The organism is Pseudomonas sp. Marseille-P9899, from assembly GCF_903166565.1.
Lineage (GTDB): Bacteria > Pseudomonadota > Gammaproteobacteria > Pseudomonadales > Pseudomonadaceae > Aquipseudomonas > Aquipseudomonas huaxiensis.
Genome location: NZ_CAESCG010000001.1, coordinates 964,470 through 976,519, shown reverse-complemented (window position 1 = coordinate 976,519; position 12,050 = coordinate 964,470). Strand labels below are relative to the sequence as shown.

General features: G+C 66.7%; 9 protein-coding genes. 8 read left to right on the top strand and 1 reads right to left on the bottom strand.

Translation table 11 applies throughout. The features are described from left to right. The first annotated feature begins 287 nt into the window (after positions 1-287). The 7 genes from HWV67_RS04375 (at position 288) to HWV67_RS04345 (ending at position 9,694) form a co-directional block, all read left to right on the top strand. Positions 288-1,505 carry an acyl-CoA dehydrogenase family protein gene (locus HWV67_RS04375; RefSeq protein WP_175650091.1) on the top strand — a complete coding sequence of 406 codons (1,218 nt, stop codon included), beginning with the start codon at positions 288-290 and terminating at the stop codon, positions 1,503-1,505. Between the two features lie 70 nt (positions 1,506-1,575). Then, complete coding sequence (locus HWV67_RS04370; RefSeq protein ID WP_175650090.1) at positions 1,576-3,342, top strand: ABC transporter ATP-binding protein; 1,767 nt, start codon at positions 1,576-1,578, stop codon at positions 3,340-3,342. Further along, positions 3,335-5,173, top strand: a complete 1,839-nt coding sequence (locus tag HWV67_RS04365) for an ABC transporter ATP-binding protein (protein WP_175650089.1) — start codon at positions 3,335-3,337, stop codon at positions 5,171-5,173. The genes HWV67_RS04370 and HWV67_RS04365 overlap by 8 nt, the downstream gene beginning before the upstream one ends. Before the next feature lie 228 nt (positions 5,174-5,401). Next, entirely contained in the window at positions 5,402-6,550 is a 1,149-nt protein-coding gene (locus tag HWV67_RS04360; protein ID WP_175650088.1) for an LLM class flavin-dependent oxidoreductase, read from the top strand. Positions 6,551-6,625: 75 nt separating this feature from the next. After that, positions 6,626-7,684 carry an ABC transporter substrate-binding protein gene (locus HWV67_RS04355; RefSeq protein ID WP_110970456.1) on the top strand — a complete coding sequence of 353 codons (1,059 nt, stop codon included), beginning with the start codon at positions 6,626-6,628 and terminating at the stop codon, positions 7,682-7,684. Positions 7,685-8,064: 380 nt separating this feature from the next. Beyond that, positions 8,065-8,544: a VOC family protein gene (locus tag HWV67_RS04350; protein ID WP_175650087.1), complete on the top strand. Its 480-nt coding sequence runs from the start codon at positions 8,065-8,067 to the stop codon at positions 8,542-8,544. A 100-nt stretch (positions 8,545-8,644) separates the two neighbouring features. After that, positions 8,645-9,694, top strand: coding sequence for an NAD(P)-dependent alcohol dehydrogenase (locus HWV67_RS04345; protein ID WP_175650086.1), 1,050 nt, complete (start codon positions 8,645-8,647; stop codon positions 9,692-9,694). A 29-nt stretch (positions 9,695-9,723) separates the two neighbouring features. Here the strand turns inward: HWV67_RS04345 and HWV67_RS04340 are convergent, their stop codons facing one another. Next, positions 9,724-10,899, bottom strand: coding sequence for an FAD-dependent monooxygenase (locus HWV67_RS04340; RefSeq protein ID WP_175650085.1), 1,176 nt, complete (start codon positions 10,897-10,899; stop codon positions 9,724-9,726). 144 nt (positions 10,900-11,043) lie between these two features. On the opposite strand from HWV67_RS04340, the gene HWV67_RS04335 reads away from it, so the two are divergent. Continuing rightward, positions 11,044-11,940, top strand: a complete 897-nt coding sequence (locus HWV67_RS04335; RefSeq protein ID WP_175650084.1) for a helix-turn-helix transcriptional regulator — start codon at positions 11,044-11,046, stop codon at positions 11,938-11,940. The last annotated feature ends 110 nt before the right edge of the window (positions 11,941-12,050 follow it).

Here is a 12,050-nt window from a genome sequence, read left to right as displayed (position 1 = left end):
CGAAGGGGCCGGGTGGCCTTTGCCAGTGTCATTGCAGCGCCCGTGCCAACTCGTCAAACCCTTGATTTCATTGGGCTTTAGCCATGGAGCCAGACGCGGACTGCTGATCTGGCAACACCCGTGCAACGGACCTGCTGCTGCCTGAGCAACAACCACCCGCCGACTGCTGCTGGAGCAGCAGCCGCGCCTGTCGATTTCACTGAAAGCCACGCCGCACAAGGGCTGCAGGCTGATGGCACAGAACCTGCTCCAGTCCACGCACCTGTTCATTCAAGGAAGCGTTAATCGTGACTACCCTGCCCCGCCGTCTGGAAAGCGAAGCCCAGGCCATTACCGTCGCCCATGAGATCGCCGAGCACATCGCCGCGATCGCCGCCGACCCGCAACACAACCACACCCTGCCGCGCCGCCAGGCCGAACTGCTGTCCGAAAGCGGCCTCACCGCCATCGGCGTGCCCCATGCCGACGGCGGCCTCGGCGCCTCGGTGGAAACCATCGTCGAGACCGTGCGGATCATTTCCCGCGCCGACGGCGGCGTCGGGCAGTTGCTGCAGATCCACAACGTCATGCTGCGCGGCGTGCTCAATGGCTACCCGGAAGAAGTGCGCCAGCGCCTGGTCAGCGATGTGCTCGCCGGCAAGCGCCTGGGCAATGCCCTGGCTGAAGTCGGCGGCAAGAACAAGTTCGCCCTGAAGACCCGGGTCGAGCGCCGCGAGGACGGCGTACTGGTGCTCAACGGCAGCAAGTTCTACTCCACCGGTTCGTTCCTGGCCGAGTGGATTTCGCTGACTGCCGCCAGTGACGACGGCGGCGCCGGCGTGCTGCTGCATCGCGACACCCCCGGCCTGACCCTGGTCGACGACTGGGACGCCTTCGGCCAGCACAACTCGGTGAGCGGCACCGTGCGCTTCGACAATATCGAACTGGACGAGCGTTACGTGCTGCGCCGCCAGGGCCCGATGAAACGCACCGGCCTGACCTTCCCGCAGATCCTCCACGCCGCCATCGACACCGGCATCGCCGCCGGCGCCCTGCAGGCCGGCATCGACTACCTCAACCAGCACGCCCGGCCGTGGGTCGAGAGCGAGGTCGAGCGGGCCAGCGACGAGCCGCACATCATCCGTCAGGTTGGCGAATACGCGGTCGCCCTGCGCGCCGCCGAATCGCTGCTGCGCGACGCCGCGCGGGTATTCGACGCCCATGAGCGCGACCCGGAAAACAAGGAACTGCAGGACGAACTGATCCTCAGCGTGGCCACCGCCCGTGCCCATTCCGATGGCGCCTCGCTGAAGATTTCCAGCGACATCTTCTCGCTGCTCGGCGCCAGTTCCTCCCTGAGCAAATGGAACCTCGACCGCTTCTGGCGCAACGCGCGGGTCCACACCACCCACGACCCGATCCGCTGGCGCCTGCACCACGTCGGCAACTACTACCTCAATGGCGTGGACCCGGGCGAGTACACCGCCATCCTCACCGCCAAGCAGAAGGCTGGTGCCAGCCGTTGACCCGCTGGCGCGGCGCCCCGGCGAACAACGCCGGCGCCGCGCCCTTCTTCACCCTGCTATAGAGCCGTTCATGAGCCATCGACACCCGCTGCTGCGCAGCCTGGCGATCTACCGCGAAATGCCCTGGCGTTTCGCTCTGGTCGCCGGGCTGTTCGTCTTTATCAACCTGGGCCTGGTCTGGCAGCAATGGCTGATCGGCCACGCCCTCAACGACGTCACCAATGGCGTCGCGGTACAGCGTCAGGCCGATGGCAGCCTCGACAGCCACATCGCCTGGACCTGGTTCTGGCTGATCCTCGCCGTCGCCTTCGGCCGCGCCGTGCTGCAATACGCCGCCGGGCTCGGTTCGCTGATCCTCGGCCAGGCGCTGCTGACGCGCCTGCGCGAGCGCATTCTCGAACAAGTGCTGCGCCTGCACCTGGGCTACCACTGGCAGCACGGCATGGGCGAGATTGTCACCCGCACCACCCGCGACGCCGACAAGGTCCGCGATGCCCTGGTGAGTTTCTGGCGGCAACTGGTAGAAACCCCGCTGGTGGTGCTGGCCACGGTCGGCCTCCTGGGCTGGTATCACCCGCTGCTGGCGGTCGGGCCGCTGCTGCTGACCCTGCTCGGGCTGTACCTGTTCGTGCTGCAGACCGAGCGTCTGGTGGAACTCGACCGCGCCGTTGGCGCCGCCTATGACCGGGTCAACCAGGACCTCGCCGAAGGCATCGGCGCGGTGCGGGTGATCAAGTCGTTCGGCCTGCAACAGCAGCGCATCGACGGCTTTACCGAACAGGTCCGGCAGTTTTCCGGGCTGGCGCGCCAGGCGCTGGCCTGGGCCAGTTCGCGGATTCCGCTGCCGCAGGCGCTGGTGGCGCTGGGGCATGTGTGGATTCTGGTGGTGGGCGCGCAACTGGTGGCCGCCGGCAAGATCGGCATCGGCGAACTGGTGACCTCACTGCTGATCGCCACGACCCTGGTGTTCCGCATCGAAGGCATTGGGCGGGTGATGCAGACCTTCGCCGACGCCCGCGCCTCGGCCGGGCGCATCTGGCAGTTGCTGGATGCCCCGACGGAGATTGAAAGCGGTCCGCGGCGCTTGCCCGAAGGGCCGCTGGGGCTGCAACTGGAAGAGGTCAACGTCAGCGCGCCGGGCAGCGAGCGCGACATTCTGCGCCAGTGCTCCTTGCTGCTCGCACCGGGCGAAGTGGTGGCGCTGGTCGGCGCCACCGGCACCGGCAAAAGCCTGCTGGCCAGCCTGCTGCCACGGTTGACCGACGCCGGCAGCGGCCGGGTGCTGATCGGCAATCAGGCCGGTGGCTGGCAGGACGTGCGCGCCCTGGACCTGGCCGACCTGCGCCGCCGCGTTCACGTGTTGCCGCAGGAAAGCTTCCTGTTCGCCGACACCCTGGCCGCCAACCTGCGCCTGAGCGCGCCCGCCGCCAGCGACGCCGAACTGCTCGACGCGCTGCACCGCGCCGCCGCCGACGACATCCTCGAACGCCTGCCGCTGGGACTCGACAGTCCGCTGGGCGACCGTGGCGTCACCCTTTCCGGTGGCCAGCGCCAGCGCCTGTGCCTGGCCCGCGCGCTGCTGGCCGCACCGGACCTGCTGTGTCTCGACGACGCCACCAGCGCCCTCGACGCCATCAGCGAACGCCATGTGCTGGACAACCTGCGCCGCCCTGGCGGGCCGACCCTGCTGCTGATTGCCAGCAAGGCCAGCACTGTGCAGCGCGCCGACCGGGTGTTGCTGCTCGACCAGGGCCGCATCGTCGACAGCGGCCCGCACGCCGAACTGCAACGCCGCAACCCGGCCTACTGCGACCTGCTGGGGATCGACCATGAGTAAGACCGCCAACAACACCGCCATGAGCGACATCGAGATCGAAGAGCGTCTGGCCAAGAAGTCCCTCGACCGCAGCATGCTGCAACGCCTGTTGCCGCTGCTCAAACCGGTGCGGCGCCAGGTCGGCTGGGTGATCGTCCTGGAGCTGATCCTGGTGTTCACCGTGTTCCTGCGGCCGTGGTTTGTCCGCGAACTGCTCGACCGTGGCCTGGTCCACAACGGCAACGCCTGGCTGCTGGACCTGCCGCTGGTACTCTGGCTCGGCGCCGGGCTGGCCGCCAGTTGGCTGGGGCGCATCCTGCTCGGCGGGCTGTCGCAGTACATCGCCGGCAGCGCCGCCATTGAAGTGCTCAACCAGTTGCGGGTGCGGGTGTTCGCCCATGTCCAGTCGCTCAGCGTCGGCTACTTCGACCGCACCCGCGCCGGGCGCATCCTGTCGCGGGCCGACCGTGATGTGGATGCCCTGGAGCCGCTGCTGATCCAGGGCCCGCCGGAACTGCTCGGCGCCCTGCTGCGCTGCACCCTGGCGGGCTTGATGCTGTGGCTGATCACGCCGTTGTTCTTCTTCAGCCTGATCGCCAGCGTGCCGCTGCTGTTTATCGCCACCTGGGCGTTCAAGCGGGTGGCCCAGCGCAACTGGGCGAAGGTCGCCGAGCAGCGCAGCCGCTTTACCGCGCACCTGGTGGAAAGCGTCAGCGGCGTGCGCCTGCTGCAACAGAGCGGCCGCGAAAGCGAGAACCAGCAGCGCTATCGCGGCCTGCTGGACGACTTCAACAATGCCCTGATCACCGGCAGCATCCGCTCCGGCTGGTTCGCCCCGTTCACCGCCCTGCTCGCCGCCACCGGCATGGCTGTGCTGGTGCTGGTGGGCGGTTATTCGCTGGCCGAGGGCACGGTGACCGTCGGCCAGGTCGGCGAAAGCCTGTTCTACGTGATGCTGTTCCTCGGCCCGCTGCAGGAACTCACCGACCTGTTCGAGCGCTATGCCACGGGTTCCGCGTCGGCACAGCGGATCTTCCTGCTGCTCGACACCGCGCCGCAGATCCTCGACCCGCAAAACCCGCTGCCGTTGCCACGGGTGCAGGGCGAGGTGCATTTCGAACGGGTCCGTTTCGCCTACCAGCCTGGGGCCGCGCAACCGGTGATCGACAACCTCGACCTGCGCATTCGCGCCGGCGAGGTGCTGGCCATCGTCGGCCCGTCCGGGCATGGCAAAAGTACTTTGGTGCAGTTGCTGACGCGGTTCTACGAGGTCGACGACGGCGCGGTGAAACTCGACGGCGTGGACATTCGCCAGTTGAGCCAGCAGCAACTGCGCCGGCATGTGGGCGTGGTGCTGCAGGACAACGTGCTGTTCGCCGGCAGCATCCTCGACAACCTGCGCCTGGCGGCCCCCGGCGCCGACGACGCGAGCCTGATCGCCGCCGCGCGGGAACTGGGTGCCGATGAAGTGCTGGAACGCCTGCCGCATCAATACGCGACCCAGGTCGGCAGCCTCGGCAGCCACCTCAGTCACGGCCAGCGGCAACTGGTGTGCCTGGTCCGCGCTTACCTCGCCAACCCGGCAGTACTGGTGCTCGACGAAGCCACTTCGGCGGTCGACGTGCACACCGAACGGCGCATCCAGCGCGCCCTGCGCCGGCTCTGCGAAGGCCGCACGGCGATCATCATCGCCCACCGCCTGGCGACCATTCGCGACGCCGACCGCATCGTGGTGATCCGCCACGGCCAGGTGCAGGAGCAAGGCGCCCATCGGCAGTTGCTGGAGGCGAATGGCGCGTATGCGGCGCTGTATCGCAGCTACGAGCAGCGCGGCGAGCTGGTGGAGGGCTGATGTTGCCTCTCCCACAGAGACTGCGTTTGAAGTGCTGCTCAGGCAGCAACTGGTGAGCGTCTCACCGGCCTCATCGCTGGCAACGCCAGCTCCCACCGGGTCGGTGTCGTGCCGGGATTGCGGGCCTGCGCATGACTTTGTGGGAGCTGGCGTTGTCAGCGATGAGGCCCTCCAGCCAGCGTGGCACGCCGGTTGCACCACCCCTTCCATATCCACTGAGGACCTGCCATGAGCACCGAATTCTTCTGGCGTCTGCCACTGGGCACCGACGGCCCGCAACTGACCACCGACAAGCACAACCGCGGCAGTTTCGCCGGCCGCCACGGGCATATCGCACCGGGCCTGCTGGCCGACGGCACGCCGGACGGTTTCACCTACATCGACTACATCGCCCAGGTGGCCAAGGCCGCCGAACTCGCCGGCTTCGAGGGTGCGCTGCTGCCCACCGGACCAGAGCCGTGGATCGTCGCCGCCGCGCTGGCCCGGGAAACCCGGCGCCTGCGTTTCCTGATCGCCTTCCAGGCCACCTGGACCCTGCCCGCCTATGCCGCGCAGCAGGCGGCGATTCTCCAGCACCTGAGCCACGGCCGCCTGGACTGGAACATCATCACCGGCGGCAACCCGGCCAGCCAGCGCGCCCAGGGCGATTACCTCGACCACGACCAGCGCTACCAGCGCACCGGCGAGTTCCTCGACATCATCCAGGGCCTGTGGACCAACGAGCGCTTCAGCTACGACGGCGAGGTCTATCAACTGGAAAACGGTTCGTTGCCGCCGGGCCTGGGCAACGAGCGCAAGCCGGGGGTGTATTTCTCCGGCTTCTCCGACCCGGCGCTGGACGTCGCCGCACGGCATGCCGATGTCTACCTGAACTGGGCCGAACCGGTGGACCAGCTCAAGCCGCACATCGAACGCGTGCGCGAGCTGGCGGACAAACAAGGCCGCAGCGTGCGCTTCGGCCTGCGCGTGGACCTGTTCGCCCGGGAAACCGAAGAAGCCGCCTGGGCCGACCTGCGCCGCCAGTTCGAGCGGATCGAAGGCAAGCCCAGCGTGGTTTCCAGCGCGTTCACCCGCGCCAGCGACTCGGTCGGTGCGGCGCGCCAGACCGCCTACCACCAGAACATCCAGCGCTTCGACGACCTGATCCTCGGGCCGAACCTCTGGGCTGGTTTCGCCAAGGCCAAGCCGGGGCCGACGGTCGGCCTGGTGGGCAGCCACCAGAACATCGCCGAACGCCTGGCGGAGTACCGCGACGCCGGCTTCTCCACCTTCATCCTGGCCGGCAATCCACACCTGGAAGAAGCCCTGCGCATCGGCCAGGAAGTGTTGCCCCTGCTGCGCGAACGCAAGCCCGAAGCGCTCAAGGCCAGCGCCTGAGCGCACGCCCACAAGGACAGGCCGAATACACCACTGGCCGGATAACCGGCCACTTTGCAAGGACCAGATCCGCACATGAGCAAACCCCTCGATACCCTCTGGTACACCCATAGCCCGGTGCCCACCGGCCTCGGCATTGCCGTGCAGACCGGTCGCCTGGCCGAAGCCTTCGCCCCGCAGGGCACCTCGATCCAGTCCCTGCGTGAATCCAGCGAACGGGAAGTGCGAGAAGCGCACTACGACCACCACCTGCGCAACTCGGTCCGCCACGGCGGCAACATCCCGGCCATCTGGGCCTACTCGGCCGGGGTCGATACGCGGGTGCTCGGCCTGAGCTGGGCGGATGAAGTGCAGTTGATCCTGACCACCGCCGAAAGCGGCGTGAAAACCGTCCGCGACCTGAAAAACCGACGCTTCGGTCTGCCGAAATGGGCCAACGTGCAAATCGACTTCACCCGCGCCCAGGCCCTGCGCGGGCTGGAAAACGCCCTGCGCCTGGAAGGCCTGAACGTGGCCGACGTCGAACTGGTGGACTACCCCTACGGCGGCACCCACAGCGACGAGCAAGTCACCCATGTGCATGGCGCCGCCGTGTACCTTGGCGGCACCCGCATCAGCCGGCGCAACAACGAACTGATCGGCCTGCTGCGCGGCGATATCGACGCGATCTTCCTCAAGGGCGCCTCGGCCCTGCAGTTGGCCTACGAGTTGGGCCTGCATGTGGTGATCGACACCGGCTCCCACCCCGATCCGCTGATCCGCGCCAACAACGGCACGCCGCGCACGCTGACCGTGGACATCAACCTGCTGAACGAGCATTTCGGCGCGTGTAAACGCATCGTCGATGTGCTGCTGCGCACCGAGCAATGGGCCTGGGCCAACCCGGACGAAACCCGGCGCTACCTGGCCCGTGAGCTGAACACCAGCGAATACTGGGTCGCGGCGGCCTATGGCGAAGATGCGCACCGGCGCCTGCGCACCACCCTGGACAGCCGCTCGATCACGGCGTTGCAGGACTTCACCGATTTCCTCTACCGCTGGCAGTTCATCCCGCGGCATTTCGATGTGCGCGACTGGATTGATTTCAGCGTGTTGGAGGCGGTGATCGGCTCGACGTCGCGGGTGGCGACCTGAATGGCGACCAGGGGTTAGCCGAAAGGTTTTCAGCGCTCTCAAGATCGAGCGCCGCCCGCGCGGCGCATCGCGAGCGAGCTCGCTCCTACATCGGTTGCAACGTGCCTCTGCCTGTCAGGCCATGGTTGACCGCCTTGTTGGTACGACACGGTATCGTGTAGACCTCAACAGCCTCTCCGCGATTCATCGCCAAACGCCAAGGGCGGTCAACCCACATCTCACAGGCCATGGCACGTTGCAACCGATGTAGGAGCGAGCTCGCTCGCGATGCGCCGCGCGGGCGGCGCTCGATCTTGAGAGCACTAGAAAACCTCCGCCATGCGCCTGGCAGTCATGACCCAGGGTCTAGACTCAGTCTTCACGACTCGGGAGCCCCCGCCATGACCGCCAAGAACACCATTTGCCTCTGGTACGACCACGACGCCCTGGAGGCCGCCACTTTCTACGCCGCCACCTTCCCGGACAGCGCCGTCACCGCCGTGCACGAAGCCCCCGGCGATTACCCTTCGGGCAAGCAAGGCGATGTGATCACCGTGGAATTCACCGTCATGGGCCTCCCCTGCCTTGGCCTCAACGGCGGCCCCGTCTTCACCCACAACGAAGCCTTTTCCTTCCAGATCGCCACCGACGATCAGGCCGAAACCGATCGCCTGTGGAACGCCATCATCGACCACGGTGGCGAGGCCAGCGCCTGCGGCTGGTGCCGGGACAAATGGGGCATTTCCTGGCAGATCACCCCGCGCGTCCTCACCACCGCCATCGCCAGCCCGGACCGCGCCGCAGCCAAGCGCGCCTTCGAAGCCATGATGCAGATGAGCAAGATCGACATCGCCACCATCGAGGCCGCGTTCAAGGGCTGATCGCGAGGATCAGGCAAGAACACGGTCGAAATGGGTTACCGGCGCTCGCCGCTTCGCGCGGAACATGAAGCTGTCTTCACCCCTTCCAAGGAGTCCTTTCATGCAAGTCATCGCCTACGGCGCCCACGCCAGCGACAAACCACTGGAACCGCTGACCATCACCCGTCGCGAGCCCGGTGCCCACGACGTGCAGATCGACATCGCCTTCTGCGGCATCTGTCACTCCGACCTGCATCAGGTCCGCTCCGAATGGGAAGGCACCCAGTACCCGTGCGTGCCCGGCCATGAAATCGTCGGTCGCGTGACCCACGTCGGCGCCCACGTCAGCGGCTTCAAGCCCGGCGACCTGGTGGGCATCGGCTGCATCGTCGACAGTTGCAAACACTGCGCCGACTGCGACGACGGCCTGGAAAACTACTGTGACGGGATGATCGGCACCTACAACTTCCCGACCCCGGACGCACCCGGCTGGACCCTCGGCGGCTACTCGCAGCAGATCGTCGTCCACGAACGCTACGTCCTGCGCATCACCCACCCGGAAGCACAGCTTGCGGCCGTCGCTCCCCTGCTTTGCGCCGGCATCACTACCTACTCGCCGCTGCGCACCTGGGGTGCGGGGCCTGGCAAGAAAGTCGGCGTGGTCGGCATCGGCGGCCTCGGCCATATGGGCATCAAACTGGCCCACGCCATGGGCGCCCACGTGGTGGCCTTCACCACGTCCGAGTCCAAGCGCGAAGCTGCCTTCGAACTGGGCGCGGACGAAGTGGTGGTGTCGCGCTATGCCGCGGAAATGGCAGCGCATGGCAAGTCCTTCGACCTGATCCTCAACACCGTCGCCGCACCCCATGACCTGGATGCCTTCCTCGTCCTGCTCAAGCGCGACGGCACCCTGGCCTTGGTCGGCGCCCCGGCCACCAGCCACCCGTCACCGAACGTGTTCAACCTGATCATGAAACGCCGCGCCATCGCCGGTTCCATGATCGGCGGCATCCCGGAAACCCAGGAAATGCTCGACTTCTGCGCCGCACACAAGATCGTCGCCGACATCGAACTGGTCCGCGCGGACCAGATCAACGACAGCTACGAGCGGATGCTCAAGGGCGAGGTGAAGTATCGGTTCGTGATTGATAACGCGACGCTGGCGGGGTAACCCCCAAGGGGAAGGTGCGTCGGGCCATCTCAACCTGCCCGCCGCACTGCCCCACTCAACGCGCTGCTATCCACCTGCGCAAACGTCCGGCGCAACATCCATCCCGCCAGCCAGTCCGGCGTGTAGCGCATGAACAGGTTGCGCAGGTGCCAGCTTCGGCGGGTCAGCGGCACGTACCAGTTGGCCATGCGCGGCGCCAGCGCCTGGAGGGTTTCGATGTCCGGGCGCAGCCGCGCTTCATAACGGCTGAGGGCCGCCACATCGCAACTGCGGGCCAGCTCTTCCGCCAGCAGCCAGGCGCCGGTGATGGCCATGCTCGCACCACGGCCCGAGGCCAGAGTCAGGCAGTGCGCCGCGTCGCCCAGCAACACCAGCCTTCCCTGATGCCATGTCGGCAGATGCACCTGCATCAAATGGTCGAGATAGAACCCGTCGGGCTGCGCCGCCAGCGCGGCCTGAATATCCTGATGGGCATGGGCGAACACCTCGCGCAACCATGCTGCCCGCTGCTCACGCGGCACCCGCGCGCCGCTGTCGTCCTGCCAGACGAACAGCGCCGCCAGCAGGTCCTGGCGCATGCCGTACAGCTCGACCGTGTAACCCGGCTCGGAGAACGACACATGCCGCTCCCCGCCCCGCGCTTGCGGCCCTTCCAGGGTGAAGGCCGCCGCGCTGTAGCCGAGGGATTTCAGACACTGCTCATCACTGGCGAAATGGCGTTGGCGCAGGCTGGAGAAGCAGCCATCGGCGGCGATGACGAAATCGAATCGTTCACGGGTTCCATCATCGAAGCCCACCTCGACGCTGTCCTCGCTCTGCTGCAGGTCCTGCACCTGGGTGTTGAAGCGGATGGGTACGGCATCGTTCAACGCCCGGTGCAGCGCCATCACCAAATCATCCCGGCACACCGGCAGCAGGTTGGTCTGGCGCAGGTGCTTGCGGTGGTCGATCAGCAGCACGTCGCGGCCCTGGCTGTCGCGGAACTGGGTGCGACCCAGCTCCACGCCCTTGGCTTCCAGGCCTTCGAGGATGCCCATGCGCCCGGCGATCTGGTAACCGGCACCGCCCAGGCTGAGGACGAAGCCATCGCACCGCAGGTCTGTAGCCTTTTCGACGATCACGGGGGCAAACCCGCGTTGTTTCAGCCACCAGGCGGCGGCCAGGCCGGCAATACCGGCGCCTTGAATCAGAATCTTCGCTGTCACGGTCTATCCCTTGGGTTATCAGGCCCGACGCAGGTTGCCGCGAGCGCCGCAACCGCGCGCGCGCGATCAGGGATGGAACGCGCGCGATCAGCACATTAATGATAAGTGTTATCATTTCGACATCGTTCACCCTGGGACTTCTCCATGTCCATCAACCACTACGTCGCCGACCAGCCGCTCTCGCCCTCCTTCGCCAACCTCGCCGACGAGGAACTGGACATCCGCGTTCTCGACCTGCTGACAACCGAGGACTGCCGCATTCAGGCCAACAGCGCGCCGTCGCTGTCGATCGCCTACTATGCCGAGGGCGGCGGCTGGCGCCAGTTCGCCGATACGCCGTTCATGCTGCTGAGCCCCGACACCTGCTGCCTGTACCACGGCACGGTGGCGATTCAGGGCGAAGGCATGCTGGCGGCCAACACCCGGGTGCGCGGGGTCAATATCAGCTTCGCCCCGCAGGTACTCAGCCGTATCGGCCTGGATGAACACCTGCTGGATCGGGCCGGACTGTGGGAACGGCGGATCTCCGGCGATGGTCAGGCGCGGCTGGTGCAATTTCCGGCGCCGACGGTGCTGCGCAAGGTCGGCCTGGCCATGCTCGACTGCCCGTTGCAGGGCGTGGCGCGGGAGATTTTCCTGCGCGGCAAGGCGTTCGAAATGCTGGGGGAAATGGTCGGCTACCTGCAAAGCGGCGCAACCCAGCCGTCGGTGGGTGCGCGTGATCGGGCGCGGATCGAGCAAGCCTACGGCTTGTTGAAAACCCGCCCCGCCGAGCCCTGGACGCTCGAAGCACTGGCCGACGCCGTGGCCCTGAACGTGCGCAAACTCAAGCAAGGCTTTCGCCAGGTCTATGGCAAAGGCGCCTACACCCTGCTCCAGGACCTGCGCATGGAACTCGCCGCCGAGCGCCTGCAACGCGGCGAGCGGGTGGTGGATGCGGCGCTGGAGGTCGGCTATTCCAACCCCAGCCACTTCGCCAAGCTGTTCCGCCGCCATCACGGCATCAGCCCCAGCGACTTCCGTAACCGCTGCGCCACATAGATGATAATGACTATCAACAAATGACCCGATCGCGCGCGCCGACACCCTGATCGCGCGCGCAGGCCAGCAGCCAGTTCGCGACCATCTGGCCATCTCCCATCCTCAGGTTA

What these genes read in the sequence shown, in the direction of transcription:
- HWV67_RS04370 (WP_175650090.1), top strand. Translation starts at nt 1,576, where the DNA reads ATGAGCCATCGACACCCGCTGCTGCGCAGCCTGGCGATCTACCGCGAA.
- HWV67_RS04365 (WP_175650089.1), top strand. Translation starts at nt 3,335, where the DNA reads ATGAGTAAGACCGCCAACAACACCGCCATGAGCGACATCGAGATCGAA.
- HWV67_RS04360 (WP_175650088.1), top strand. Translation starts at nt 5,402, where the DNA reads ATGAGCACCGAATTCTTCTGGCGTCTGCCACTGGGCACCGACGGCCCG.
- HWV67_RS04355 (WP_110970456.1), top strand. Translation starts at nt 6,626, where the DNA reads ATGAGCAAACCCCTCGATACCCTCTGGTACACCCATAGCCCGGTGCCC.
- HWV67_RS04350 (WP_175650087.1), top strand. Translation starts at nt 8,065, where the DNA reads ATGACCGCCAAGAACACCATTTGCCTCTGGTACGACCACGACGCCCTG.
- HWV67_RS04345 (WP_175650086.1), top strand. Translation starts at nt 8,645, where the DNA reads ATGCAAGTCATCGCCTACGGCGCCCACGCCAGCGACAAACCACTGGAA.
- HWV67_RS04335 (WP_175650084.1), top strand. Translation starts at nt 11,044, where the DNA reads ATGTCCATCAACCACTACGTCGCCGACCAGCCGCTCTCGCCCTCCTTC.